This is a genomic window from Desulfobacterales bacterium (assembly GCA_028704555.1).
Taxonomy (GTDB): Bacteria; Desulfobacterota; Desulfobacteria; order Desulfobacterales; family JAQWFD01; genus JAQWFD01.
Genome location: JAQWFD010000048.1, coordinates 1 through 26,299, shown reverse-complemented (window position 1 = coordinate 26,299; position 26,299 = coordinate 1). Strand labels below are relative to the sequence as shown.

The window sequence follows — 26,299 nt, the reverse complement described above, 5'->3', positions numbered from 1 at the left end:
GGTTGATCTGGAAGATGTCGTTCTTGTCCCGGTTCTCTTTCGAGGCGAACGCCCGCGAGTTCCATCCAACGCCGATATCATCGAAGATATAGATGTTGTAAGGTTTCGCGTGGGCGATGATCGAGGTGAGACAGCATGATGGTCGGCTTCGGCACACCAGTCCCGCTGGAAAACGATGCCCTGTCGGCTGTTACGGCCGCTATTGCCATGCAGCGAAAGACCGTTGAAATCAACGACACCCTGAAAAACCGTCACGGAATAAAACTGAGGATCGGCATCGGCATATCCAGCGGCAGGGTTTTCTCCGGGATCATTGGCTCCATACGCAAAAAGGAATTTACCTCGATTGGCATGGCAGTCAATATCGCCGCCAAACTACAAGGCCTGGCAAAAGAGGGAGAAATTCTGATCAGCCAGAGCACCTGTGACCAGCTGTCCGGTCAAATCGACGTCACGCCGCTGCCTCCGGTTCAGATCAAAGGCATCAGCGACCCGGTTTATGCATATAAGGTGGCGGGCTGAGGCTGTTCCGCAATGCGGCCAGGGTTCGACCCGCTCACGAATATGGGAATCAAACCCAATATCCCGGCAGCTGAACCGGTATTGCATACGACCGTTAAATCGTTTATTTTTTCACCACTGAATACACGGAACACACTGAAAAAGGTTCATGCCCTTTCCGTGTGCTCCGTGTACTCAATGGTTTATATCTTTCATTTTACAATCCGTTCCGTGGTTTCCAGATTCATTTATTGGCGTGCAGGAAAAAATTATCCAGAAAGCGTTTCCTACACATTAGCCATTTACCCATACGAAATGGAAAAGAGGCAAAAACAAAAAAAAACAAGAAATGTCTTTGAAGGCTTAGCAAATCAGCCGGCTGGTTACTGATGCGCATGCGAGGGCTGTCTTAATCCAACTGAATATTGTGTTTATAGCAAATTCCGCCTATAAAATCTGGAAAAATCCGGCAGGATTCCTAATACTTTTTTTCTGTGGCATCTTCAAAAAAAGTGAACGTATTGCCAAAAAGCTTTATAACATTTAATTCAAGCAAATAGCGTTGTTGGTCTACAGGATTGCCATAAGAGAGTTTTTAACGGCCTGTCGAAGGATGAGACGCATTCACGAGAATTGCTGACAGACGGGCAACGTAATTGACATTGTACCGTATTTTTTGTATCTATCTTCGATGGCTTTCTAAAAAATTCTGTGCGTTGCGCGTTGACCTCTGCCCATGGAACGTGTTCAGGCAGGCCTCTGACAAGTTCATCGCCGATAAAAATCAAGGTTTCATCCCCCCCGCTTTGATGTGTTGCCGGGCTTGATCATAACTGCGGCCATATTCTCTTACGTGTAGTTTCAAAGTCCCGGCCGTTGCCGGTGTACGTCATGCAGCGGACTGTGCACAAGAAATTGCAGGGCGCATCTCGTCGTATCAGGGCTTGAATCAAACAAAATCGTCATTGAAGAGAGATAAAATTCATAACGGTCTTGAACAGAAGACTTCGCGGTCACTACAACTATTACAGCGTGGTCTGCATCTTTCGGTCGTTATGGCGTTTTTACCGTTGGGGGGTCGAATGTGCATTCAAATGGCTGAATTGACGAGGAAGGAAACGGAAGCATTTTACTTGGAAGGCTTTTCATAACGCCATTGAACGACTCGGGTTGCAAGCCCAAAATTGCTTTTATCGACCAAACGGCATCGAGTGCTTTCCTGATGCAAATGTTTTACGTGAAAACGAGTAAAATCGAAGAACCGGATGTGGGAAACCCGAACGTCCGGGGCTGTGTGGGGGGCGCCGGGTAACCGGCGTTCCTGTCGTGAGATATGGCTTTAATAAAAAAGTAAGGAATAAACTATAAATAAAATGAAAGAAACCTTGGGAAATAAAATTGGTCAGGAGATCAAGTATCAGCTAACGGGTTGGATACTTTTTATAATATGTGCCATTTTTTACGGCGTATCAAGCATGAAAAATCATGATATTTTGACATTTATAGGCAGTGTCATTTTTTTAATTGCCTGTATGGTTTTTCTTGTCCCGCTGCTTAGGTCAAATAAAAGAGCGGAGAATGATAAAAAATCCGAGAGAGGGGGCGGGGTCAAACCTTGATCTGTGATTTAAATCCTTATAATCACAGATCAAGGTTTGCCCCCCGCACCCCGTGAGTTTGTCTTGCGGCACTACCAGAAGTTCAGGCACCTGTTTCAATCGAAAAATGAAAAGAAACCAAAGCCCGTGAAGGGGCTTTCCGGGGTGTATTCTTTCAAGAGGCTTTCAGAAAGTATCGGTTAACATCCGGATCATCAATTGCTATACCGTCCCATTTTATCTTTACCTGGCAGAAATAATGATCAAGGCCACTGCTTCTTAAAAAACACGAACAGGCGGTTTGTACAATTACGACAGCACACTGGCCTTCAGCGAATCAAGACCCAGCCGGTCAATCATCTTTCCGATACGTTCAAGTTTATTCCCGTTCTCTTTGTAATAAGCGACAACCTTACCGATCAATTCGAGGGCCTGCTCTGAATTCAGGTCTTCGGCGATTATATCCGCAAGCCTTGGCTTTCCGCTGCCTTTTCCGCCTACCATCAGAACCCAGCCATTTTTTTTGCCGACCAGGGAGATATCCTTGATACAGTTTTCAGCACACTGGTTGTTGCAGCCGCTGACGCCGAATTTTGTCTTACTTGGCAGCTCCATCCCATGATACAACGCATCGAGCTTCATTCCCATCCCGAGACTGTCCTGCTGTCCCCGCTTGCAGAATGTGGTGCCCGGGCAGGCCTTGACACTTCTCACACAGAGCCCGACGGCATGCCCCGGAGGCATCTCCAGATCCTTCCAGATATTATCCAGATCCTCTTCCCTGATTCCAACAAGGGCGATTCGGGCCGCACTTGTAATTTTGACGGCTGCGGCATTATATTTTTCTGCTGCATCTGCAAGTTTTCTCAGTTGGTCCGGGGTGATAACGCCACAGGGAACATGGGGCGCTACGGCATATGTCTCTTTATCCCGCTGGATTACAGCGCCTTTTTCTCCGTCTTTGAGCATAATATGTATCCTTTCAAAAAATCAGTAATTTTCAGCAATCATTTCAAAATATGCCTGCGGATGCGCACATGCCGGGCAAACTTCAGCGGCTGCATCGCTTTGATGAACATAGCCGCAGTTACGGCACCGCCAGATAACCGGTTGATCCCGCTTGAAAACCCTGCCGTCTTTGATATTGGCCGCAAGCGCATTAAACCTTTTTTCATGCTGTTTTTCAGCGACGGCGATATTTTCCAGTACCGCAGCAATTTCATCAAATCCTTCTTCACGGGCCGTCGCTGCAAATTCAGGGTACATGATGGTATGCTCATGATGTTCACCGGCAGCCGATGCCTTCAAATTTTCAAGTGTTGAACCGATCACACCCGCCGGAAAGGTTCCCGAAATTTCGACTTCCCCACCTTCCAGATATTTAAAAAGCCGTTTGGCATGTTCTTTTTCCTGGTTGGCTGTTTCCTCAAAAATGAAAGATATCTGGACATAACCTTCTTTTTTGGCCTTGCTTGCAAAAAACGTATAGCGGTTTCTTGCCTGAGATTCTCCTGCAAATGCGGTCAGGATGTTTTTTTCCGTCCGGCTTCCTTTTACTGTTGCCATATCAAGCTCCTTTTTTCAATTTCTTCTTATCAGAAAATTACCAGCGCTAATCCATTTGAAATCTATAAATTATTTCCGCAGACGCTGCCCCCGGAAAGTGATTATCCCGAAATTGTCTGTTCGAACCGCAAGTGCCTCCAGGTTCAGTTGTTTCGATGTGTTCTGGATTCCCGCCTGTGCGGGAATCACGGCTGTGGGTATTTTTCCTGATGGTTGCAAACCGTGATTTTACCTTTTCCCAATCCGGGTTCAATCATGGCCTGCAGATCATATCGGCATTTGTGCCGCATCCGAACCCGTGCGGATATCTGCATCAAAGTCAAGGTTATTATCAGAATTAATGATAACATTAAATATCTTTTCACGATTTGGCACAAGATCCCATGGCTGAAGAAACGGCTGAGAGTAAGATTTTATCTGTAATTTGGTTGCGTTATAGTTACTTTCAACTACCGATGGCCAAAGCGAATCAGGTCTGTGCCCAAAGCGCCTTAGATTTAATATCCAATATAAAAACAGCAGGTGATGCCGGGGATAGCAAAATCAGATGCCTCCGGCGTGTTGCGCTGTGTCATGCGTCGGGGTATTGAGCGAAGAAAAATATTTTAGGGCTTGATCATAACTGCGGCCATATTTTGCCGTGCGTAGCCTCTGAGTCCCGCCCGTTGCCGGCGTACGACATGGGCCCGGCATCCCCCGGATCGTGCTGGAGAAGCCGGCAATGGCGGGACGGACCCCGTGGCATTGCCGGCCGCAGTTATGATCGAGCCTATATTTTATAACGATATGGATCGAAATGATTTTATCGATCGTCTGTCAACCCTGACCCATCAAAACTGACCCATCAAAATTTAGAATCCCACTTGTTCTCGGTGAGTCATCACGTCTTATCTCTCGGAAAAACGATACCCCCCTCAAGTTCACCTCACATTTTGCCGCATTTTTATCATGTCAGTTCAAACACCACGGCCAATACCAGCCGGATGGGTTGCCCTTGTGTGAAAATGTATGACGGGGGTATCGGAAACGGGGCTGCTTTTTTGATGGCCCGGAGCGCTGCCTCATTGAGGCTGTCGTGGCGGGAGCTTTTTTTGATGTGTGCCGATGAAACTGTTCCGTCAGGTTCGATGACAAATTCCACTGTGACGCGTCCCTGGATGTGACGATTCTGGGCGGATTCCGGATATTTCTTGTATTGTTCGATTCTCAGCCGCACCATGTCGAAATAATCCTCCGCGGTCCCGAAATCAGGGGCTGAGACAACGGGCCCGGCCTGCCACTGCCCGACCTGAAGCCCCGGAAGACCGGAAACCGGATTTTCAGGGGATAGGGCTTCCACAAGGCTGTCGGGTGCTGTCTTGTTCGCGGGCTCTGCATGGATCGGTTCAATTCTGTGTGGAACACTTCGATTCATTTTCAGCTGTTCGACCGTAGCCGGGCGGATTTTGGGGTCCGGGCGATGCCTCGGCCGTGGAATGCTGCGGGCCTCCGGCTTTGATATATTTTTCAGGGTCAACTCGATGCAACTGATCGTATCTGAGTGATACAGGCCTGTGATATGGGAAAAAATCAGCAGGTGAAGACAGACAGAGGGAATAATCAATCCTCTCAGCAGCCAGTTGGGTTTGGCTTTACGATGGGATGTAATTTGCATCATGTCGATTTATAAAAATCCTTTTTCCGTTGCCAGACAAAGCCGCTGCGCGCCGGCTGCTTTTGCAATATCCATGACCTTGACCGCTTTGTTAAGAACAACCGATCGATCCGCCTTGACCACAACCAGTTTTTCCGTGTGGCTTCCGATAAGTTCTCTGAGCCGGTCAAACAAACGGTCCGGAGGCAGTTGGTTGTTTTCCAGAAAGGCGCTTCCCTCCCTGTCTACGTAAATGGTGATTTCTTTTTGGATCTGCGGGGCAGACGCCTGGGCCTGAGGCAGTTTGATTTTGATGCCTTCGTCCACCATGAAGTTCGTGGTCAGGAGAAAATAAATCAGCAGCAGGAATACAATATCGATCAGTGACGTCAGGGGGATCTGAACATGACTGTCTCGTCGATGGTTCCTGAATTTTAACATGTCTTGATTCCTGTATATAAATAAGCGGTTAAGAGATATTCGACCGGGCAGAAGGCGCCCGGGCCGATCGGGTCAGTCACAGGACTGGCGTTTCTGGTAAATGGCCTTGAGAAATGTGATCGATCCCCGCTGCAGTCCGGCTTCGAATTTATCCACCCGGGAGATCAGGTAGCTGTGAGCGATCAGGGTAGGGAGGGCCACCGCCAGCCCCAGCGCCGTTGTCAGCATGGCTTCCCATATTCCGCCTGCCAGCACCGCGGCATTGACTTTGCCCCCCATCTGCTGGATGACCATAAATGCCTTGATCATGCCGACAACGGTCCCCAGCAGCCCGAGCATGGGCGCAATGTTTCCGATGGTTGCCAGCGCCGGCAGGTAGCTTGAAATTCCCCTGACCTCTTCATCCACCGCATGCGATATCACGGTTTCAAGGGTTTCACGATCCTGATGCCTGACCTCGAGGGCCTGCGACAGGACGCGTCCCATAGGGGATTTACCGGCGGATGCCGTTTCAAAGGCTTTTTCATCCTGCCCGCTGATCAGATTTTCAGCGATGCGGTCGGCAAGCCCTGCTTCTTTTCCGGACAGGGAAAAAAACCGGATGAGCCGTTCTATAAAAATGGCCAGCGCCAGCACCGAACAAAGCAAAATGGGGGTTACCAGAACCCCGCCTTTGGAGAGAAATTCGATCATGTGTCACACCTCCGATATATGTTTCAAAAAAAAACGAATGCTTGAAATAAGACAAAGCCGGTCATTCTTCCGTATCGGGCAGCCCGTCAAAATTAAGATCCTTCGATCGTTTGACCAACGCCTCCGATTCATCATATTCTTCCCACAGGTCCGGCCTTCCGTCTTTGTTCGTATCTTCCTCAACCTTATGGATTCGATTGTTTGTATAATAAAACCAGACATCCGGTTTTCCGTCGCCATCAACGTCTTTTTCAGCCCGGTCTGCCTGTTTGTCGCTGTTGTAATACCAGGTCAGATTCAGCCGGCCGGTCAGGCCTTCATCTTCTCTGCTTTTTGTCAGATTTCCCCCGGCGTCGTAGAACTCTTCCAGGTCCATGATGCCGTCAGCGTTTCGGTCGGTTTGTTCCAGGCTCAGGTGTTGATCGCGGAAACAACGCCGATATTCGGGACGTCCGTCGAGGTCCGAATCCAGTTCGATAACGGTTGATCCATCCGGTTTTTGAAGCCATTGAGTGATTTCGAATTTACCGTCATGATCTTTATCTTCCAGAATTTTCGATTGATTTCCGTTTGCGTAGAAAACCTTCAGATCGACGCTGCCGTCATGGTTCTGATCTTTTTCCAGACGGAGGATGGTTTCATTTTCGTCATAAAATTGCCGGGTATCCACCGCGCCGTCCAGGTTTGTATCCGATTCCACGCGCTGGCGCTTTTCATTGGTAAAATATATGGCAATGTCCGGGGTGCCGTTTTGATCGTTATCCCGGGTTTGAAGATACAGCTTGGATTTTTTATACAAAGATATGGATTCCCGGAATCCGTCACCATCATCATCGGATTCCACCCGAAGCGGGCATCCGCCGGCAAATGTCCGGATTCTGTCGATAGTCCCGGTGTATCGGGTGTCTTCCCGTATTTCCTCAGAAAGGCCACCGGCATCAAACCGGATAAAACAATCCATTTTTCCGTCAAAATTCGTATCTTTTTCCCGGATAGCGGGCTGGTCATTCGTAAACCGGGTATGAATGTCAAAACGGCCGTCTCCGTTGCAATCTTCGTCCCGGCTTATCGTGTGCCCATTCTGGAACCGGGTGAGCCTGTCAAAGCGGCCGTTGCCAATCGAATCCTTTTTCTGTTCAGTCAGAATCCCTTTTTCATAGATCCGGACCACTTCCATTCGACCGTCCCCGTCCAGATCGTGACGGCTTTTGACAGGAAGTCCGGTTGCATCGTAGTCAATGACGCTTTCCGGCTGCCCGTTGCCGTCGTCGTCGACTTCACGCCGGTCAGGGATGCCATTTTGATAGGTCTGACGGATATCCGGAGCGCCGTCTGCATCCGTATCCTGTGTGCAAAGCGTGGGCTTGCCGTTTTCCAGAAGATAGACCGTATCCGTGCTTCCGTCGCCGGTGGTATCTTTTTCAATGCGTCGGGGCTGTTCGTTTTCGTCAAACAGGATCATCCGTTCGATCTTTCCGGAGGGCGCATAATTTTCATGCCGGCAGCGTTTTCCGTCTTTGAAAAAATCGCGGCTGTCCACGGAACCGTTCGCATCGATATCTTTTTCCATCCGGGTCAGGACGCCCTGGTCATAATACTGAATTTGGTCCATGACCTGGTCGTAATCGCTGTCAAGTTCGAGTTGAAGCAGTTTTCCGGCAATATCGACGGTGGCGACCTGATCGATGTGCCCGTCATGATTTCGGTCTTTTTCGATGCGTCGCTCGGCTTGTACAGCCCCCGGCATCATTAAAATTATAAATAAAGCCGTGGCGATTGCCTTAAATGGCCGATGATAATTCATTATAAAAAGACCTTTTTCAGCCCCAGAGGACATGCGTAACGCCTTTTACCATTCGAAACGAGCAGCCCGAGGCGATACACAGTTTAGCGGTCGGCGTATCGTTAACAATGCTTCCTGCCAGAGCGCAGAAGCCCATTTTAAACAAGACACGCGCCATCGGGGTGCTGGGTCCGACCAGAATTTTGACGGCATCCGCAGAGATGTGCGTAAGAATGCCTCCCAGGGTTCCATTGGAAAGCGTAACGGCGGTGATTGCCACGACATCGGCCTGTGGAAGCACCTCCGGTGATTGACCGGCATCCGTGTCTCCTTTTTGGGGATCTTTTTCGAGTACCCAGAACCGGGAAAATTTATCGGCCATGTCTTCCACGAAAGGAAAATGCCCGATAACGGCAACATTTTTCCCCTGTCCGTATTCGAGAATCAGTTCCGACGCATTACGGGGGATCAGTTCGTCGGCGGGTGGATCGGGCAGCAGCGAGTTGACGGCCGCCAATCCCAGAGAGGCCTCCATGGGATCATCGCTCAACAGGAACCGGGCCAGTTCTTTGGCCGATTCGGGCAGCTTTTTTTTCGGCAGCTGGCCGGCCGCCGCCGGATGTTTGCCGATCGCCCATGTGGCAATTCCCAATTTCTGGCTTTCAACGCCGGCAATATGCTTGCCTAAAACGACATCCGTTACCGGGTGATCCGGTACATGATCGAGTTCGGCCAATATTGTGTTTAATATGTCCAGTTGTTGCATGATATTTTCCTCCAATCATTAAACCGTTTGTCAAAACCGTTTTCACGCAAGGCGCAAAAAAGCTTAAACCCTTTGCGGGCTTTGCGACTTTTCGTGAGATATTTCCTTTAATGCTTCCAATATGAAACGTATAAGATCGTCCAGCGCACCCGGCTCATCCGCCCGTACGATATACGGTCGATCCAGATTCCAGTGTCTGCAGGCAATATCCACCAGTTTGGTTCGAATCACCCATATGTGGACCATATTGTCCAGGCCCAACAGCGGCGTCAGAAAAGGGGCCCAGCCCTTTCCGGCCGTTTCCAGCCGACCGACTTCATCCACGATTACAACGTCAGCATTGGCACAGGACGCTTTGGAAAGGGCGCGCTGGCCGGCCTGTATGCCGGCCGGGAAAAATTCAAACGAAACTGAAGATGGCCCACATGTTTTTATCCGCCGGGCCAGCGGTACGCTTTGGTTGCATTTCAGATCGATCAGATGAAATCCGCTGCGAATTCCGTTTTTCCACAACCCTTTTGCCAGAATGCCGGCCACTTTAACGTTTTGTTGCCGCAAAGCCGGAATCAGCATTTCTATCAGCGTGGATTTTCCGCTCTGGGGGTCTGCTGTAACGATGATCATTCGGGGGCAGAAACCATCTGTGATGCTCACGGCAACGGGTCCTCATTTTTCGACAGGACATTTTCCCGGACAATATCGGCCGGCAAAAATATATTTACCGAATCGGGCAAACCAATTTTTTGCGTCTCTGTATCATACAGCTCTCCGACGCTGGATTCGGTCATGACCGTTTTTGTTTTTCCCTGTGCAATAATGCGTCCTTGTTTCAGCATCACCACCTGATCGGAAAACATCATGGCCAGATTCGGGTCATGCATGGATGCGATAATTCGTGTGTTGTGCTTTCTGCAAAGACGTTTCATTCGGCTCAACATCCGATACTGGTTGTTAAAATCCAGATGATTGGTCGGTTCATCCAGCAGAATGGTGGCAGAACTCTGAAGCAGCGCCCTCGCCAGAAGGGCGATCTGCCGCTCGCCTCCGGAAATCTGGTTGTAATTTCGTTCGGCCAGATATTCGGCATTCAGGGTGTGCAACGCATCCATGGCCATGCGGTATTCTGCCGGCCCCGGGCTTTGGGTCATTTTCAAAAACGGCGTCCGCCCCATGACAATGCAATCAATGACGCTGAATGGAAAAATATCCGTATGCTCCTGCGGCACCATGCTGACATGTCGGGCAATTTGTGCCTGAGAAATACGGCCCAGATCCAGTCCATCCACAAAAATGTTTCCGCACGCCGGTTTCAAAATGCCGTTCAGACAATGCAGCAGAGTGGTTTTGCCGGAACCGTTTCGCCCCAGAATTGCGCAGAAAACCCCCTTTTCCACCTGAAAGCTGATATCATCCAGGACGCTGCGGGCATTGTAGCTGAACGCCACGGACCGGCAGATGAGTGTCATATCCATCCGCTCCCGCGGTTTTTGTACAGCAGATACACAAACAGCGGCGCGCCGGTCAAAGCGGTGATGATACTGACCGGCAGTTCCGCAGCGGTGATCGATCGGGCAAGCATGTCCGCCGCCAGCATAAAAATACCGCCGATCAACAGGGTGACCGGAATCATTTTTGAATGATTCGGTCCGACCAGGGTCCGTGCGATGTGGGGGATCACCAGCCCGATCCAGCATACCTGCCCGCAGGTGGATACGGTAACCGCGACCATCAGCGAGCTGAGCATGATGAAAATGATCCGGTACACGGTCGGATTCATGCCCAGAGACCGGGTCTGAAGATCTCCCAGAGACAGCACGTTCAGCCGGTACCGGAGGATATGAATCAGAATCAGACCGCCACCGATCACCGGCATGATGATATACAGATCATTCCATTCCACCCGGTTCAAACTTCCCATGATCCAGAACACGATGGCCGGCAGATCATTATACGGGTCTGAAACGTATTTCAGTATCATGAGAAAAGCACTGAATACCGACGTGACCACCAGTCCGGCCAGCACCAGCACCAGGATAGGGCTGACGGCGATCATCCGCGCGATGCCGAGGGCCAGGAATACGGCCGCCAGTCCGAAAACAAAGGATAGCACCCTGACCAGCATGAAGGAGTCCCCGGGCAGAATCAGACCCAGCGCAGCACCAAATGTACATCCCGCGGAAACGCCTAAAATATCGGGAGATACCAGTGGGTTTCTGAACAGGCCCTGATAGACGGCTCCGGAAATCGACATTCCCATCCCGACAAAAACCGCCAGCAGGCATCTGGGAAAACGGATCAGGGTAAAGACTAAAGCCTTGGACGACAGCTCCGGAGGAACCGGTGTTCCGAACAGAGATGCGCAGACAAATGTCCAGATTTCACTCAACCGGATCTCCAGCCGTCCGACCATCAACGAAAAGAAAAACAGTCCCACTAGCAAAAACATCAGCAGACCCGTCGTATAACGCGTATTGTGAACGATATTTACAGCGGGTTCTGGATCGCAGACCGGACTTTTTTTCATAAACTCTCAATAAAGAAAGGCCTCATGCAGGCGCGTGATGGCCCTAAGGTTTTAAAAATTACGGCTGGATGGTGTCGGCCAGCCGTCCTCCCAGCTCCGTAAAGGATCTGGAAAACAGAATTTCATGAAATCGATCGATTTCTTTGATTAAATCCACATCCGTGAATCGGTCCGGATAAAGGCGCTTTGCCGCCCAGAGTACCCCAAGGGCGGATAGGGGTGATGGAAAATCCCATGGTGCGTTGCTGGATGGAACACAGAAAAATTGTTTGCCTTTGACCGCGTTTACCTCAGCCAGTTCCGGTTTTTTAAGATATTTTCCGGCAGATGAACGAATCTCCCGGCAGACAAACACCGCATCCGGGTTCCATTGAACAAACTGTTCCGGTGATATGGATTTAAAAAAACCGGTCAGGGCATGACCCGCATTGATTCCGCCTGCCAGTGAAATCATTTCATTTTGAAGCATGTTGCCGGAGGCGGTGCTGAAGAACCCTTCGGGGCCGGCATAATAAACCGTTTTGCGTTGTTGATCCGGCAGTCCGCCGGTTCGGGCGCTGACAACGCTCATGACATGATCAATGGCCTGGATGACCGTGTCTGCTCGCTCCGGGCAACCTGCCGCCTGAGCGATAATCCGGAGCGCTGCCTTGATGCTGGCCATACTTTCCGGCAGGATAATAACTGCCGGGATACCGGAACGGGACAGTCGGTCGGCTGTGATCACGCCGTCTTTTTGGGCGTAAAGAAGTACCAGATCCGGTTTCAGCGATATAATGGTCTCCAGGTTCATACCCATGGAGCGGTTGCCGATTTTCGGAAGGGCTCTCATGGCCGGATATACCGCCGTGTTTATTTCCACCCCGGGAGAATGACTGTCAACCGCAACCAGACGATCGGCCAGGCCCAGAGACAGCACGCTGAGTGTTGCCGGTTTGAAAGTGGTAATGATGCGTTCCGCCCGGCCGGAAACGGTTACTTCCCGGCCGGCCATATCCACGATGGGGGTCTGGCTGTAGGCGGACGCATGGACAGGAAAAGAACATGCAAAAAAACTGACACTCAGGATCACGAACAGTAATGCCCGAATATTCTGTTTGACTGATTTATGGATTGTTTTTTGAAGCATCATGTTCAGACTGACCCGTTATAGTTTACAAAAAAAGTTCAATATCTTCTCAAAAAACAGGACATCAATTTAAAACGCGTTTGCCGGAGGAGTCGGAACCGGCTTTCCGTAATGCGGACGGGAAAAGCCGGTTCCAAACGGAGGCAGGAAATCAGAACGTTGCACGCATCTGTGCAAAAAACGTACTTCCTTCTCTGGGATATCCGTTACTGAACTGGTAATCTTCATCAAAAAGGTTTTTCACCCCGGCTTCAAAGGTCAGAAAGTCCGCGGGTTTGACCATGATTTTGGCATCCGCGGTCCAGAATCCGCCGAGAGAATCAAACTGGCCGGCGTCGTTTTCTTCGTATCGTTCGGAGTTCCATTGCACCTTGGCAAATATCGACAGCCAGTCAGTGAATGCATACAGATCACTTACATAGACCTTATGTTCGGAGACATCTTCCAGTTTATCGCTGGTGCGGTCATCCGAGCGGTTTTCGGCATCCAGGTAGGTGTAATTGAGCTCCAGATCGTTATTCGGAATAAATCCGGATCTGAATGTGAGTTCCAATCCCTGGTAACGGGCTTTTCCGATATTCTGGTATTGATCGGTACCGTCGGAAAGCGTTTTATTAACAATTTTATCTTCAATATCCGACAAGAACAGGTTTGCCTGAAGCAAAGAATCCCCCGGCAGGGGCTTTTCGACGCCGACTTCGTAATTGGTCGCTTTCTCCTTGGCCAGATCGGGGTTGGGGGTGTTTCTACCCAGCAGTCCCGAATACAGTTCATTCATGGTCGGGAATCGCGTTTTCTGACCGAGGGATGCATGCAGCGCGGTATCTTCGAGTACCGTCAGGTATAATCCCGCCTGCGGATTGAAGGCCTCTTCATCATCCCGAAGCGTCTCGCCGGCGGCAAATTTCGGGCTTTGCAGATCATAGCCGACACCCAGTACCATTGAGAGCCGGTCGTTGAATTTGATGTCATCTTCCAGACCGGCAGAGTACATCTCGGTTTCGTATCGTTCCCAGGCCGCGCCACTGGAGTCCTGTTCTTCGTGAACGTCCTTCTTGTAATGGAAAGCGGTGCTCAGGGTGTGGTTGTCGATGTGACGGGATCGCAACGTCAGGGAGCCGCCGTTGCTGTAATCATCATAGGTGCTGTGGAAAGCATACCCTTTGTTCTGAGTGGTGTAGGTATCGTTATCATAAGAGTCGAGCACATTGTAGTATGTGTCGTGGAATCCCCTGAGTTTGACGCTCAGCTTTTCCGTGAAGTCGATGTTGCCGATCAGATAATAGGTATCCTTGTCCCAGTCGGCAAACCGCCAGTATCGTGTTCTGTCAGCCGTCGATGTCGAGGGCGGGAATCCCTTTTCCATGGATACGGTGTTGTAACCAAATACGTATTCCTGGTTTTCAGTGGGCGTAAAACCGATTTTAAATGCCCCGCTTTCCTGCCAGACATCGGAGTTGTCCCGAAGCCCGCCATCTTCAATAGTGTTTGCGTCAAAATCGTCTGAGAGCCGATAGCCGTCCGAATCCTGGAATGAGCCGTTTAAAGTGAAATAAAATTTTTCCAGCCTGGAGCCCAGGTTAAAGTTCATGTGATATGCATTTTGTTCTGCGTAACCGGCTTCAATGTCCCCTTCGATGGGTTTTTCCGGCTTCATGGTAATAATGTTGATCACTCCGCCCATGGTGTTGGGGCCGTAGAGCACCGAACTGATGCCCTTGGTCAACGTGATCTTCGACAGGTTGCCGGTGGGAAGGTTGCCGGTGTCCACATACCCGTCGTTGGGGATGTAAATGGGAATCCCGTCAAGAAATGTCGGAATGTAACGTTCATTAAACCCCCGGATGTTGATATTCCGCTCGTTTTTAGCGCCAACCGACACATTGACGCCCGGCAGGGAATCCAGAGCATCTGAAATGTTTTTGGCGTTGATCAGATTGATACGTTCCTGGCCGATGGTTTCAACCGTCGACACCTGGGTGATGGTTTCCCCTTTGCCTTCCACGACGACTTCGCCAATATCAAACGTTTTGGCTGAATCCGACGCGATCAATGTGTCCTGAGCCAGTGCTGTCGCTCCCCATGAACATACAAGGGCCAGAGACAGTGCCCATAAAAATGATTTGCCTCTCATTTCGCATTTCCTCCTGCTGATTTTGAAACATGTTTAAAAAGACCGGGCTGTTTCCAGGTCATCATCAGGTAGGCAGTAATTCCGATAATCATGAGAGGAAACAATCCGAAAACAAAACTTTTAACGGGATTTTGGGAAATAAACAGAACAGTTCCAGCGGATGGCTGATTTTGACCGGTTTTGCCGGTTGAAACGGGTGGAGTAAAATTTCTCAAGGTAAACTGGATGTTGTCCAAAACAAACGGTTTGAGAAAAAACAGCCGACCCGATTTCAAAAAATGCTCATTCCGGTATACGGATATCTGAACAGAATTTGACTCGAAGCTGAATTCGCCCGATCTCATGGCTTTAAGCGGTTTTGAAAGCACACTGGCATCATTTACAAAATGAATTTGATCGGCGATTACCCGGTATCCATTTCCGAATGTAAAGGATTCCCCTTGCTGCAACCGGACGTTTGAATATCTGAATCCAAAAACCAGACTGCCGAAATGACCCAGAATGACCAGGCCGAATACGATATGAATCATCAGCATGAGTATGGCTGACCGATTCATGCGTTTAACGGTCATTTTGAGAAATTTATTCCAGGTGCAGAATATCAGGTTGATACCCAGAGCCGCCATGACCGCACACAACCCGAAAAACCAGAAACGGATCAGAGGTGCTTTTCCATGCGAGATCGAGAGCCAGTTCAGTAACAGATGATTGTTCATCTGGCGAAATGTTTCGGAATGCTCTGTAGCGGTTGCCAGAACGATCGCCCATGTAAACCATCCGAACAGGATAATCAGGAGCCAGAGACAGAATTGAAGGGATGACAGGTATTCGATCAGTTTTTTCATATCAGGCTCCGGATCATCATCATGGCCAGAAAGAAAGGGCCGCTCAGACAGCCGAACAGAGAACGGGCCCTGTCAAAATCTCCGTTTTTGCCGGGAATGTGAAATGCCGTCATTAGATAGAGCAGCACCAGTGTGGATTGAAAAAAAGCGTTGCTCCAATGCCAGAAGTCTCCCCATCCGTTCTGGCACCAGATCATTCCGGAATATTCTGAACTAAGAAAACATACGGCAGAAAGAAGCAGATAATTTCTGCCCTGATGATTGAATATCGCGACAGTGATGCCCCGGCGCCTGTCTTTTCGATATTGAATGTAAAAACAGGATGAAAACAGCATGGTTGCCAGAGCGAGCCGCCGAAAGCAGTGAAAGAGGATTACCCAGATATAATGATGATTGTGTTCATCGGGAGAAGGGCCTTTGGGGTAATGAAGAGAAAACAGTAATAAGATCAGAATAAAAACATAGCCCCACCATCGGACGGATGTACCGGAATCAAGACGAGGAGAACAAAATGCGACAAGAATGCATAGAATAAACGTGACGAAGACCAGGGATTCGAAATCTCCAAAAACAGGTAGATTACCCTTGGCAACCAAAAGCGTAGCCAAGGGCAACGCACAAAATATACAACCTGCTTGTAAGCAATATTTTTCTGCTGTAAATTTCTTTATATACAGAAAAAACAGTGACAGAAAAAAGCAAGCGATCGTCAAATAAAAAAAAATTACCAATTGCATATTAAAAAACAATTCTTTAAAAAGCCGTAGCCAAGCGGACGATGTTTCCGGAAAATCGTATCGGGAAGCAGACGAAATCGGCCGCAATTCAAAATTATTTAATACGCCGTGTCTAACCATTTAGGTTATAATTTGTCAATATAAAATCATGATTATGCTTTATAAATACTAATAAAAACCAATAAAGACGAATAATAACCGATAATGTTGAAAACAATAAGTCTGTCTCATCAGGGTCTTTTTTCTCAACTCCGCCGTGGAGCTTTCTGTACGAACGGGTATGCGTCACCGCCATTGGTGAATAAGTGGTAATCAGATTGTTTTTTGCCCATGTTTGCTTTATTTCGTTCGGAACAATCCCTCTGCGTTGAATCAAAACCGGTAAACTGTAAAATCTTCTGGACTAGAAGAACATTCAACAATGTTAAAGCACTTAAAGTTGAGAGCCCGCATGATTATTTTCATGTGTTCCATCGTTACGGTCGCTTTTGTCGTAACGAATAGCATTCGTTGTCTGGAAGGCATCAGATATTGCCAGAACCGAATCGTTGAAACTGTTTGAGGCGTACCGAGTTTTTGCGCTTTAGCTTCATGGGCGCGGCATCCCCCGGATCGTGCTGGAGAAGCCGGCAATGGGCGGGACGGACCTCGTGGCATTGTGGCCGCAGTTATGATCAAGCCCCATGCGGGCGTTGACCGTATCCATTGATGAAATTGCTCAAGCCAATGAGAAAACTCAGAAAATCATCAAACCCATCGATGAGATTGCGTTCCAGACCAATCTCCTGGCCCTGAATGCAGCGGTCGAGGAGGCAGGCGCCGGTTTTGCCGTGGTGGCCGGTGGGGTCCGGAACCTGTCCCTGCGATCGGCGGCGGCTGGGAAAGATACCGCCGACCTGATCGAAGGCACGGTCAAAAAGGTTCATACAGGCTCGGAACTGGTCAATAAAACCAATAATGCATTCAGAAAGGTGGGCGGCAGTTCCCAAAAAGTCGGAAACCTGATTGCCGAAATAGCGACTGCGTCAAACGAACAGTCTCAGGGCATTCAACAGGTCAATACAGCAGTTGGCAAAATGGATAAGGTTGTCCAGGGCAACGCATCGAGCGCTGAAGAATCCGCGGCTGCGTCCGAGGAGATGACCGCCCGGGCCGAACCGTTGAAGGAACTGGTCGCCTGCCGGGTGACGGTTGTGAACGGCGTTGCCAAAGGGTGAATCCAAAGGCTGAAAGATACCGGGATAAATTCGAAAAAAACGGTTGAGTTGTCCAGGAACCCATCCGATCAAAAGAAGCTGATCGGATAGTCGTCGAACATCGGGGCTGCCATCTGATGAAAAAACCGGCTGGTGCAAAAACAGCCGGCACCGATTGATATTCAAGATGATTTTATCCTCCAGGGGGCGACGTTCGTTCAGCTTTTACGGGGTCGCCCCCCTGTCCACACATGCCACAGGTTCTAAAACTCCGCCGGTCGTTCAGTGACTCGCGTTATAGCGCCACAGAACGTATTGCCTTCCTCATCGGACCACGTGGCCGGCACCCGGAGAGCTGGTGATTTCGGAGCTCAATAGCCCGCCTGCGCTTTCCTCTGTCAACGCTTCCGCACTGCATTACTGCAATTGCCGCATGACTCGAGGCTGGTGTGATTCGCTCTTCTACCATAAGGGCTCACTCAAAAATAACTTCCCATTTTAAGCGCCGATGCATCCTGCCTGGCTGCGTTACGAAAGCTCGGAATATGCTTGATATTCCTGCACTTTCGTGTCTTGCCAGACAGGCGCCTCAACATTTAAAATTGCGAACTTATTTCTGAGCGAGCCCTAAGACTCTTTCCTTTTCTATCTCTTACCGGTTTGAATCGGCGCTTTCGGCCCGACCCCTTTTCGCCCGGGAAAGAAGGGGGGGAAGAAAATGCCTTCCCCCCTTCGGAGATCTGCGGGGTAATCCTATTTGATCAGATTTTTACTCTTGAGCCAATCCATGGCCACATCGTGAACCGCTTTGTGGTCTACGTCCACGGCCATATTGAGCCGCTGCATCGCTTCCGTGGTCAGGTTATCCGCAAGCGGTTCTAATATGGATTTGATCTCCGGATACTTATCAAGGATTTCCTTTCGGACAACGGGTACGGGATTGTACACGGGGAAGAAAGACTTGTCGTCTTCAAGGTTTATAAAGCCGAAGGCCGCGATTCTGCCATCGGTAGAAAAACCCATAGCTGAATTGACCAGCCCTTCTTTCAATGCCTGGTAGGTAAGACCCACAGACATTTTTTTGACCTGTTTGGGCGGAAGTCTGAAATTATACATTTTCATAATGCCTTTAAATCCGTCAGGGCGTTCCCAGAATTCCGAATCCAGAGCGAATATCAGTTTGTCCGGATTTTTAGTGACGTAGACTCCCAGATCGGAGATACTCTTGATTCCGAGTTTCTCCGCTTCTGTCTTACTCATCATCAGGGTATAGGTATTGTTGAATTTGACAGGATCAAGCCAGACTAGACCCTTCTCGGAATCGGCTTGTTTGACCCAGTCGTAAACCTTCTCCGGAACGGTCATTGTTTTTGTATCTTTCTGCTTGTAATACAGAGTGTATGCTGTGCCCGTATACTCATAATAGAGGTCAAACTGGGCATTCTCCAGTGATTTTCTGGCGATCACCGACCCGACCCCTGTCTTCAGCGTAACATCGAACCCTGCCTGTTCGAGAAGGATGCTGGCAAGTTCCGGAAGAAGGAGCTGCTCCGTATAGTCTTTGCCGCCCACTATCAGGCTTTTATCCTTGGCAAAGACGCTGCCTGGTAAAAGTAACGTCAAAATAAATATTGCCGGAAGAACAAGTTTAAATATCGTTTTCATGTTATACCTCCTTTTAGGCTCTTGACTGAATGCCAGAGAGTTCTAATGTTTGATGGCCTTGTAAAAAGTCATGTCTATCCCTCATTTGCCATTCACATGAAATAAAAAATTAAGTTATTTCAGTATGCTCTGGATTCTCGCCTACGAGGGAATGACGGGGGTGGGTACTTTTTACGAGTTCATCAATGTTTGAGTATGTGAATAAAAAATATGTTGCATTTTCTTGCCCGAGCCCCTGATTAAGCGTTCATTTTTGTGCGGAAAATCAAAAAAACACCCCTTTCCTACTCGGAAAGACGCAGCCCCCTTGAGATCAGGGACAGCCCTAGTAGTTCAGACAGAAAATCCGCGAAAAGTGCCAGTAGCGTTACCGGAATAGCACCGGCCAGAAGCTTGTCCGTCTGCATAAGATTTATTCCTGTGAATATGAGGTCTCCCAGGCCTCCTGCCCCGATGATATAGGCAAGCGCGGCCGTACCGATATTGATTATCAGGGCTATCCTGAATCCCGTGAGAATCACCTTCATGGCATTGGGTATCTCCACCTCCATGAGAATCTTCATCGGCGGCATTCCCAGGCCTTTTCCGGCATCTATTAGTTCCGGGGGTACCGCGGTAATCCCGGCAAGCGTATTTCTCGCGATGGGAAGTATGGAATAAATGGTCAGCGCGAATACCGCCGGCTTCATGCCGATACCCAGGAAACTCATGGCCAGCGCGAGAACGGCAAGGGAGGGGATGGTTTGTCCCAGTCCGATAATATACATGCAGATCCCGGCGTACCTGCGAAACCGATGTCTGGTCAGCACAATACCCGCTGTTATGCCTATGATCGTGGCAAAGATCATACTTAAGGTCACCATGTACAGATGCTGGATGACCAATTCCATGATAACGGGATATTCGTATGGATCAGAAAGTAATTCTATAAGACCCGTTCGCTCAAACGTTACACCCGCAATCAGTATGATAACCGCAATGATAATCCTGTATGATTTTGAAAATAGTCTGTTCATCGCGAAAGCTTCCTTTGTACTCTGATGCCTTCTGGCGTCGCAATCCTTTCCAGCAGAGCCATCCCGCCGTCTACGATTATGGCCAGAAGAGAGACAAGTATGGCGCCGCTCAGTATCATCTCCGGATATACGCGGGCAATACCCTGCTGAATATACACCCCCAGTCCTCCGGCTCCGATATAAGTGGCGATAGCTGCAACGCCTATATTCATAACGGCAGCCGTCCTCAACCCCGCAATAATAACGGGTGTGGCCAGCGGGATTTCCAGCTCTCGCAAAAGTTTCCACTTATTCATGCCCATACCTCTGGCTGCGTCCACCAGAGAAGGAGGAACATTCTTTATAGCCGTATAGGTATTTCTGATGATAGGGAGCTGGCTGTAAAGAACCAGTGCGATGACAGCAGGAACTTTTCCCAGGCCCATATTAAATATCGAAAGGATGGGGAGCATCAGCCCAAACAGGGCAAGGGAGGGGATGGTCATAAGTATGTTGGCACCATTCAAAATCCTGGAAGCAAACTGCTCGTGCTTCGTAATGACGATACCCAGAACCACCCCGATTGGTGTGGCTATAAGGAGCGCCATCCCTACAATCCATACATGCTCCCAGGAGAGATACATAACCTCGTTAAAGTTATCCACTATGAATTGAAGTGTACTCATGAAATTACCTCGGTTTCAACATTTTCTGCTTCATCAGCGTAACTTGCTTTTACCGCTTTCTGTATGTCGTTGTAGGTTACCGTTCCGGCAAAGTTTTTGTCTTCGTCCACAACGCAGAAGGTTGGGGTATTAAACATAAGCATAGAGGAGAGGACATCCCTGAGTGGTGTTTTTTCACTCAGGAAAATGGGATATGGTTCCACCACGTCCCGTACCGGCCCTTCTTCATACTTGAGAGATTTCTGCGTAACGAAGCCTATCGGTTTGTTTCGTTCGATCACTATGCCGTAGCGGGATTCCTTTGTGTTCAGAAAATGTAATGCTTCCTGGGAACGGTCGGATCCCTGGATGATGTTTTTCGGCTTTCGGTTGATAATATCACTTACCCGCATGAGTCCAAGGACTTTCAGTGCCCTGTCGGCACCCACGAAGTCGGAGACAAATTTGGTTTTGGGCTGGGTCAGAATGATCTCGGGTGTGTCGTACTGTATCAGGCGTCCCTTGTCGAAGATGGCAATGCGATCGCCCATCTTTATGGCTTCGTGTATGTCATGAGAGACAAAGGCCACGGTCTTCTTCAGCTTTGCCTGAAGCTTGAGGAACTCATCTTGAATTTCTTCTCTGTTTATGGGGTCTATCGCACCGAAGGGCTCATCCATGAGAAGTATGTTGGGATCTGCGGCAAGTCCCCGAGCGACCCCCACTCGCTGTTGCTGCCCCCCGGAGAGTTCTGCGGGGTAACGGTCCCTGTACCGTTCAGGATCCAGATTAGTCATTTCTAGCAGCTCATCAATGCGCTTACTGATACGTTCTTCGTCCCACCGTAGAAGTTTGGGTACAACGGCGATGTTTTCGGCTATAGTTTTGTTTGGGAAGAGCCCGATGGCCTGAATGACATATCCCAGGCGCTGCCTGAGTTGGACGACATCGATGTCCATAATATTCTGATCTTCTATGGTTATGACCCCCCGGGTAAGTGTCTCCAGTCTGTTGGTAAGGCGCAGGGTAGTCGTTTTGCCGCATCCCGAGGGGCCGAGAAACACCACTACTTCGCCCTTCGGAATGGTGAAGCTTACATTATCAAGGGCGGTAACGGTATTGATTCCCTTACCAAATATTTTTGTTACAGATTCATAAGTTATCATTGGAGACCTCCTTATTCTCTGAACTGGTCATCTCTGTTTCAGGGTATTGGTATAACGCTTATCGCGATCCTTCAGTTTCACACCATTGATCAGCGAAGGAGCCTTCTCGGCGTTTTCAGGGAGAGTGTTCTGGTTAGTTGCGCATGCAGGTTCTTGATATAGGTTTTCTTTATATATATTCTTTATTAACACCCCGCAAGCGATAGATGTCAAGCAAGTTGTCGCCTAAACAATAACAAAATTATCGGGTTATCGGTTATGCCTGCAAAAAATTCTCAGGCCCTCCGACGAGTTTTTGAGTGCCCATTCTCGGTCCTGAAAATTTTTTGATCCTTCTTTGACAAAACGGTCTTTATCGGTACGGCCTTATCCAATTGTGTCGTCTTCTCACCATCTGCGATTGTGTTTGTTGGATTGTTTCTCTTGTTTAACGCTGCCTCATGAATATGGCGCTCATCGGGGGCTGGGGCATGAAAGGGCTGGGGAAGGGCTGGGGAGGTTTGACCCCAAGTCCATTTTTCAAATTTATGGGGCTTGATCATAACTGCGGCCATAACGTCGTGAGGACCGTCCCGGCCGTTTCCGGCGTACGGCCGGGACTTCGAAACCACACGTAAGAGAATATGGCCGCAGTTATAATCAAGCCCAGTTTATGGCTTTTATTATGACTTTTTTTTCGTGTTGATTTTCTGAAAAACAATCAATTAAAATTGAGATTAATCAGATCAAATAGTGTTAAAAAACAGTGGATTGTCCACCCTCAGGACTCCTTGCCTCTGAGAAGATTCAGTGACACCTGCGCACTTGGATTTGTTATGAAGGTGTCAGGAAAAAACGAATATTAGACGCTAAAACGCCCATAAGTCAGTGCGCTTGAATTCGTATCGACATTTTTTCCTGACACCATCTGGAGTTTAAAAACGGCCAAACGTCACTTCCTGTTTTCCATAGCAGAAGTAATATATTAATTATACAGTGATACTATGCTGCCGAATATCAACTTTGGCTTTTCCTAAGTCAAGAGTTCTGACCCTGCTGAATCCACCATTGGACAGGGGGGCCATCTCACCCTGACGGCACCCGGTTCAGTGCCTCGGTAAATTTTTTGTCAACCCATCCCAGTTTACCGGACGGAAGCTCCACATAAAGCCAGCCGGCGGATTCATGGTATGTTTTGAGTATTTCACCCTGGTATGCCAGGGCCGCCACATCGAATTCCATACCTGGCCCGGATCTCACATTGAGTATGTCCACGCCCACGGATACTTCGCTTTTGAATCTTACGATTTTAGCATCTTCGGTTTCCCCGGCGGATGTTAATACAGGTGGTGCCACAACCATATAGCCGTCAGGCACCCGCACATAATAGACGCCGTTGAGATAGTAATATTTTGCATCATCGACAATCCTGATGCCGTATCCGGGAGGAAGCATCGGGATGACTGCCCCTTCAGGGGCTGCGATCGGCACATACCCGGCCGGTCCTCTATGGTAGAATTCGCCGGCCCTGAAAAACAGATGCTCGGTTCCGACAATAATGAGTTCAAACAACGCGCCCGGTCCATGTAAAAATCCGTGAAAATGACCTGCTGGAGGGCCTGCGAATGCACGCTCTCCCGAGCCCATGATTCCCAGAACAATCAAAACACCAATGATCTTTTTTAAATGTTTTTTTATCTCTGTCATGATCATTCCCTCAAGTTCGTTCAGACTCTGATTAACTGAATGGATGCTTGCTCCTTAACAACCGATCTAATCATCGGTATCGCTTGGTTTTTCATGCTCAGGCGGAGGATTGTCCGGGCGAAGAACCAGTCGATCGCCACTCCTGTCCAGAACACAGATTCCGGTTACCGTATCGCCGTTGGGGGTTTCAAACGATGCCGTATCCCCTTCAGACTTTCCTTCACAGACGGTATAGGCTTCCGGCGGTGGACCCTGATGTTTCCTGCCGCCGTCCTGGGCAAAAAAAGGGGTCACCCATTAAAGGGTTAATCAAGAAAAAAAACACCTCTCCATGCAAAATAGTAGAACTTTTTTGCTTGATTTCTAAACGACTATCCGGCACGGCCTTACTTTTGTCTACTGTCTGCTCCCGCTGTTTCTTTTCGTTGGTTACGTCCAGCCGATAGCTGATCCGCACCAGTCACCCATCTGGATCAAGGCCTTAGGTGTATTGTACGATTTCTACACGATACACCGGCCCCTGGTCTTTATCGACCCCAGAAATCTGTCGGTTCCGTACCGTGTTCAAGTGATTGGATCACAATTCTTATGGTTTTTAACCAACCCCGAATAGACTCACGGCACAGGCAAATCAGAGTACTAAAGCAAAAACCTGCCGATAAACTGTGGCGGATGCGGCGGTTTCCAATCAAATCTGATGGTTATGCCAACCCCATTGATGGTTCCCCACCGCACCCTAACTGTCAGGCAAAAAGCATCTGACTGTTAAACGGAACCTGATCGCGCATGATGTAGTAAGAAGCCCTGGCCAGTTTGTTGCTCAAGGCTTTGATGGCTACAATCCCATTGCTTTTCGCCTTTTTTCTCTGATAGAATCTCTCGGCTTGGGCATTGTGCCTTATACAGAAATTGGCCGCCTCCACATAAGCCCAGGATAAATATTTATTGCCGTTCTTTTTGTTCCCGACTCCCTTTTTCTTCCCGTTGGAAATCCGTTCGGAACTGACACATCGACAATAGGAACAGTAGTTGCCCACTTTTTCAAACCTGGCAATGTCGCCCACCTCCATCATGATGGTCATTGCCAGAATTTTGCCTACCCCGGTAATGGTGGACAACCACTTAAACCGTTCTGATAAACCGATAGTGCCCATTGCCTGTTTTTCTATCATTTTGACCTGTTGTGATAACAGCTCAATAATGCTGAGGTACCTTTGAGCCAAAAAGAAAAGGTCCGGATCAGAAAATAACTGCCCCAGGCTTTCCTCGGTCAGTTTTTTGATATTGTTTACGGATATTCGGCCCCCTGTATTTCTGGTAATCATGCTTTGAAAACTGAGGATATCTGCGGTTCTCTGTCTGACAAACAACATTCTTCGCCGAAGCATGTCTCTCATGGGACGGGTTTCTTTGGGATAAATATAGCCTTGTGGCAAAATACCCAGCTTGAGCATATGGGCCAGCCACAGTGCATCCCACTTGTCATCGCTATACTTTATCCCTTCGTACTGTTTAATTGCCGCAGGATTGGCAAGAAGAATCTTATAACCATGATCCTGCAATCCATCCACAAGCCAATACCAGTTGTAGGTGGATTCTACGACGACGCCTTGAAGATCCTTTTTGTAAGGTTCAAGGCAATCAAGCACCAGTTGCAGAGAATTCTGCAGAAGGCTTCATGCTCTGACCGCCCTTTATATGGATATCAAGTCTCCGTTTGACTCTTATAGCTGTCATAAAAGTCAAACGGAGACTTGACCCCTTCCTTTTCAGACGAAGATGGCTTCAGTGTTGACGTCCATATTTGCCGTCTGAATTGTTAGCATATCCACATATCCGGAAAAAAGAATATGGACCATAATTTTGAGGGCCGTTTGCATCAAAATTGACTCGGTATACGACACCGGCATGAAGGGGCGCAGGACGTCCTTGAACTCTTCGACCAGGGAGCTGAATATCCGCCCTCGCTGGCGGTCCCCCTGGCCGTTGCCCGTCAGTTTCCTGGTGATCGGCATCAGGTCGAATAGGAATGCCCCCATGTCATCGTCTGATGTTTGACGTTCAAAAAACGTCGTCACACTTTTAACCACATCCGGCGGCGGGGTCAGTCCGTCCGGGGAGACAGCCGCCTGCGTTGCAAACGTTTTTTCGAGGGCTTTTCGAACATCGATTAATTTTTCCCGCCAGCGTTTCTGAAATACTTTTAAAAACAGCATCTCCTTGCTGCCAAAGTAGTAATTGATCGCTGATGCATTGCAACCCGCCGCCCCTGTAATCTCGTGAATACGGGTTTCGTAAAACCCTTTTAACGCAAACAGAATTTCGGCTTCTGCCAGCAAACGTTCTTTCACGATCTTTTTTTTCACCGGAATTTCCAGCAACGATTTCTCCTCTTTGCCGTCGTCTTTTCATACGGCGATTCACATACTGACGGCAGGTCCCTGTTCAAGAAGCGTTCCCCTCGCTGACCTGCCTGGGTGCATCGCCGCCGCCGCCCAATACCGCATAGAGCTGAATCTGGTTACCGAGTTTATCCAGGCGGATGCTGATGAGCCCTTGTCGGGCGGCATAAAGCG

Annotated in this window: 24 protein-coding genes and 1 pseudogene; 3 read left to right on the top strand and 22 right to left on the bottom strand. The window is 48.9% G+C overall.

Features of this window, described 5'->3' with window-relative positions; translation table 11 throughout:
- Positions 1 to 135: 135 nt before the first annotated feature.
- Both PHQ97_14310 and PHQ97_14305 read left to right on the top strand, forming a co-directional pair.
- Positions 136 to 522 carry an adenylate/guanylate cyclase domain-containing protein gene (locus tag PHQ97_14310; protein ID MDD4393908.1) on the top strand — a complete coding sequence of 129 codons (387 nt, stop codon included), beginning with the start codon at positions 136 to 138 and terminating at the stop codon, positions 520 to 522.
- Positions 523 to 1,874: 1,352 nt separating this feature from the next.
- The gene (locus PHQ97_14305) at positions 1,875 to 2,120 is read left to right on the top strand and encodes a hypothetical protein (GenBank protein ID MDD4393907.1); all 246 of its coding nucleotides are present in this window, start codon (positions 1,875 to 1,877) and stop codon (positions 2,118 to 2,120) included.
- A gap of 288 nt (positions 2,121 to 2,408) precedes the next feature.
- Here PHQ97_14305 and PHQ97_14300 read toward each other — a convergent pair whose 3' ends face one another.
- The 14 genes from PHQ97_14300 to PHQ97_14235 form a co-directional block, all read right to left on the bottom strand.
- Positions 2,409 to 3,068, bottom strand: coding sequence for an NAD(P)/FAD-dependent oxidoreductase (locus tag PHQ97_14300; protein MDD4393906.1), 660 nt, complete (start codon positions 3,066 to 3,068; stop codon positions 2,409 to 2,411).
- A 21-nt stretch (positions 3,069 to 3,089) separates the two neighbouring features.
- Positions 3,090 to 3,665, bottom strand: a complete 576-nt coding sequence (locus PHQ97_14295; GenBank protein ID MDD4393905.1) for a rubrerythrin family protein — start codon at positions 3,663 to 3,665, stop codon at positions 3,090 to 3,092.
- 946 nt (positions 3,666 to 4,611) lie between these two features.
- Positions 4,612 to 5,322: an energy transducer TonB gene (locus PHQ97_14290; protein ID MDD4393904.1), complete on the bottom strand. Its 711-nt coding sequence runs from the start codon at positions 5,320 to 5,322 to the stop codon at positions 4,612 to 4,614.
- 6 nt (positions 5,323 to 5,328) lie between these two features.
- Positions 5,329 to 5,739, bottom strand: coding sequence for a biopolymer transporter ExbD (locus PHQ97_14285; protein ID MDD4393903.1), 411 nt, complete (start codon positions 5,737 to 5,739; stop codon positions 5,329 to 5,331).
- A 72-nt stretch (positions 5,740 to 5,811) separates the two neighbouring features.
- The gene (locus PHQ97_14280; protein MDD4393902.1) at positions 5,812 to 6,432 is read right to left on the bottom strand and encodes a MotA/TolQ/ExbB proton channel family protein; all 621 of its coding nucleotides are present in this window, start codon (positions 6,430 to 6,432) and stop codon (positions 5,812 to 5,814) included.
- Between the two features lie 61 nt (positions 6,433 to 6,493).
- Entirely contained in the window at positions 6,494 to 8,236 is a 1,743-nt protein-coding gene (locus PHQ97_14275) for a hypothetical protein (GenBank protein ID MDD4393901.1), read from the bottom strand.
- Positions 8,237 to 8,252: 16 nt separating this feature from the next.
- Complete coding sequence (locus tag PHQ97_14270) at positions 8,253 to 8,981, bottom strand: DUF364 domain-containing protein (protein MDD4393900.1); 729 nt, start codon at positions 8,979 to 8,981, stop codon at positions 8,253 to 8,255.
- A gap of 63 nt (positions 8,982 to 9,044) precedes the next feature.
- The gene (locus PHQ97_14265) at positions 9,045 to 9,635 is read right to left on the bottom strand and encodes a nucleoside-triphosphatase (protein MDD4393899.1); all 591 of its coding nucleotides are present in this window, start codon (positions 9,633 to 9,635) and stop codon (positions 9,045 to 9,047) included.
- Positions 9,632 to 10,447 (bottom strand): ABC transporter ATP-binding protein, encoded by an 816-nt coding sequence (locus PHQ97_14260; protein MDD4393898.1) that lies wholly within the window; start codon positions 10,445 to 10,447, stop codon positions 9,632 to 9,634. The genes PHQ97_14265 and PHQ97_14260 overlap by 4 nt, the downstream gene beginning before the upstream one ends.
- The gene (locus PHQ97_14255) at positions 10,444 to 11,505 is read right to left on the bottom strand and encodes an iron ABC transporter permease (protein ID MDD4393897.1); all 1,062 of its coding nucleotides are present in this window, start codon (positions 11,503 to 11,505) and stop codon (positions 10,444 to 10,446) included. Before PHQ97_14255 ends, PHQ97_14260 begins: the two co-directional genes overlap by 4 nt.
- A 58-nt stretch (positions 11,506 to 11,563) precedes the next feature.
- Positions 11,564 to 12,637, bottom strand: coding sequence for an ABC transporter substrate-binding protein (locus PHQ97_14250; GenBank protein ID MDD4393896.1), 1,074 nt, complete (start codon positions 12,635 to 12,637; stop codon positions 11,564 to 11,566).
- Between the two features lie 148 nt (positions 12,638 to 12,785).
- Positions 12,786 to 14,768 carry a TonB-dependent receptor gene (locus PHQ97_14245; GenBank protein ID MDD4393895.1) on the bottom strand — a complete coding sequence of 661 codons (1,983 nt, stop codon included), beginning with the start codon at positions 14,766 to 14,768 and terminating at the stop codon, positions 12,786 to 12,788.
- Entirely contained in the window at positions 14,765 to 15,613 is an 849-nt protein-coding gene (locus tag PHQ97_14240; GenBank protein ID MDD4393894.1) for a hypothetical protein, read from the bottom strand. The genes PHQ97_14245 and PHQ97_14240 overlap by 4 nt, the downstream gene beginning before the upstream one ends.
- On the bottom strand, positions 15,610 to 16,221 hold the full coding sequence (locus PHQ97_14235) for a hypothetical protein (GenBank protein ID MDD4393893.1): 612 nt from the start codon (positions 16,219 to 16,221) through the stop codon (positions 15,610 to 15,612). The genes PHQ97_14240 and PHQ97_14235 overlap by 4 nt, the downstream gene beginning before the upstream one ends.
- 821 nt (positions 16,222 to 17,042) lie before the next feature.
- Between PHQ97_14235 and PHQ97_14230 the strand changes: the two are divergent.
- A pseudogene (locus tag PHQ97_14230) lies at positions 17,043 to 17,552 on the top strand (methyl-accepting chemotaxis protein).
- A 747-nt stretch (positions 17,553 to 18,299) separates the two neighbouring features.
- Here the strand turns inward: PHQ97_14230 and PHQ97_14225 are convergent.
- The 8 genes from PHQ97_14225 to PHQ97_14190 form a co-directional block, all read right to left on the bottom strand.
- Positions 18,300 to 19,211, bottom strand: a complete 912-nt coding sequence (locus PHQ97_14225) for a glycine betaine ABC transporter substrate-binding protein (protein ID MDD4393892.1) — start codon at positions 19,209 to 19,211, stop codon at positions 18,300 to 18,302.
- Between the two features lie 284 nt (positions 19,212 to 19,495).
- Positions 19,496 to 20,227 carry an ABC transporter permease gene (locus PHQ97_14220; protein ID MDD4393891.1) on the bottom strand — a complete coding sequence of 244 codons (732 nt, stop codon included), beginning with the start codon at positions 20,225 to 20,227 and terminating at the stop codon, positions 19,496 to 19,498.
- Positions 20,224 to 20,892 carry an ABC transporter permease gene (locus PHQ97_14215; protein MDD4393890.1) on the bottom strand — a complete coding sequence of 223 codons (669 nt, stop codon included), beginning with the start codon at positions 20,890 to 20,892 and terminating at the stop codon, positions 20,224 to 20,226. Before PHQ97_14215 ends, PHQ97_14220 begins: the two co-directional genes overlap by 4 nt.
- Entirely contained in the window at positions 20,889 to 22,037 is a 1,149-nt protein-coding gene (locus PHQ97_14210; GenBank protein MDD4393889.1) for an ABC transporter ATP-binding protein, read from the bottom strand. The genes PHQ97_14215 and PHQ97_14210 overlap by 4 nt, the downstream gene beginning before the upstream one ends.
- A gap of 1,065 nt (positions 22,038 to 23,102) precedes the next feature.
- Entirely contained in the window at positions 23,103 to 23,723 is a 621-nt protein-coding gene (locus PHQ97_14205; protein MDD4393888.1) for an SH3 domain-containing protein, read from the bottom strand.
- A gap of 66 nt (positions 23,724 to 23,789) precedes the next feature.
- The gene (locus PHQ97_14200) at positions 23,790 to 24,017 is read right to left on the bottom strand and encodes a hypothetical protein (GenBank protein MDD4393887.1); all 228 of its coding nucleotides are present in this window, start codon (positions 24,015 to 24,017) and stop codon (positions 23,790 to 23,792) included.
- 449 nt (positions 24,018 to 24,466) lie between these two features.
- Positions 24,467 to 25,372, bottom strand: a complete 906-nt coding sequence (locus PHQ97_14195; protein ID MDD4393886.1) for an IS110 family transposase — start codon at positions 25,370 to 25,372, stop codon at positions 24,467 to 24,469.
- A gap of 120 nt (positions 25,373 to 25,492) precedes the next feature.
- Positions 25,493 to 26,104, bottom strand: coding sequence for a TetR/AcrR family transcriptional regulator (locus PHQ97_14190; GenBank protein ID MDD4393885.1), 612 nt, complete (start codon positions 26,102 to 26,104; stop codon positions 25,493 to 25,495).
- Between the last annotated feature and the right edge of the window lie 195 nt (positions 26,105 to 26,299).

Coding starts and splice junctions, on each gene's coding strand:
- PHQ97_14285 (MDD4393903.1), bottom strand. CDS start 5,739: ATGTTAAAATTCAGGAACCATCGACGAGACAGTCATGTTCAGATCCCC.
- PHQ97_14205 (MDD4393888.1), bottom strand. CDS start 23,723: ATGACAGAGATAAAAAAACATTTAAAAAAGATCATTGGTGTTTTGATT.
- PHQ97_14250 (MDD4393896.1), bottom strand. CDS start 12,637: ATGATGCTTCAAAAAACAATCCATAAATCAGTCAAACAGAATATTCGG.
- PHQ97_14215 (MDD4393890.1), bottom strand. CDS start 20,892: ATGAGTACACTTCAATTCATAGTGGATAACTTTAACGAGGTTATGTAT.
- PHQ97_14305 (MDD4393907.1), top strand. CDS start 1,875: ATGAAAGAAACCTTGGGAAATAAAATTGGTCAGGAGATCAAGTATCAG.
- PHQ97_14220 (MDD4393891.1), bottom strand. CDS start 20,227: ATGAACAGACTATTTTCAAAATCATACAGGATTATCATTGCGGTTATC.
- PHQ97_14275 (MDD4393901.1), bottom strand. CDS start 8,236: ATGAATTATCATCGGCCATTTAAGGCAATCGCCACGGCTTTATTTATA.
- PHQ97_14245 (MDD4393895.1), bottom strand. CDS start 14,768: ATGAGAGGCAAATCATTTTTATGGGCACTGTCTCTGGCCCTTGTATGT.
- PHQ97_14270 (MDD4393900.1), bottom strand. CDS start 8,981: ATGCAACAACTGGACATATTAAACACAATATTGGCCGAACTCGATCAT.
- PHQ97_14240 (MDD4393894.1), bottom strand. CDS start 15,613: ATGAAAAAACTGATCGAATACCTGTCATCCCTTCAATTCTGTCTCTGG.
- PHQ97_14280 (MDD4393902.1), bottom strand. CDS start 6,432: ATGATCGAATTTCTCTCCAAAGGCGGGGTTCTGGTAACCCCCATTTTG.
- PHQ97_14295 (MDD4393905.1), bottom strand. CDS start 3,665: ATGGCAACAGTAAAAGGAAGCCGGACGGAAAAAAACATCCTGACCGCA.
- PHQ97_14310 (MDD4393908.1), top strand. CDS start 136: ATGATGGTCGGCTTCGGCACACCAGTCCCGCTGGAAAACGATGCCCTG.
- PHQ97_14260 (MDD4393898.1), bottom strand. CDS start 10,447: ATGACACTCATCTGCCGGTCCGTGGCGTTCAGCTACAATGCCCGCAGC.
- PHQ97_14225 (MDD4393892.1), bottom strand. CDS start 19,211: ATGAAAACGATATTTAAACTTGTTCTTCCGGCAATATTTATTTTGACG.
- PHQ97_14210 (MDD4393889.1), bottom strand. CDS start 22,037: ATGATAACTTATGAATCTGTAACAAAAATATTTGGTAAGGGAATCAAT.
- PHQ97_14290 (MDD4393904.1), bottom strand. CDS start 5,322: ATGATGCAAATTACATCCCATCGTAAAGCCAAACCCAACTGGCTGCTG.
- PHQ97_14255 (MDD4393897.1), bottom strand. CDS start 11,505: ATGAAAAAAAGTCCGGTCTGCGATCCAGAACCCGCTGTAAATATCGTT.
- PHQ97_14300 (MDD4393906.1), bottom strand. CDS start 3,068: ATGCTCAAAGACGGAGAAAAAGGCGCTGTAATCCAGCGGGATAAAGAG.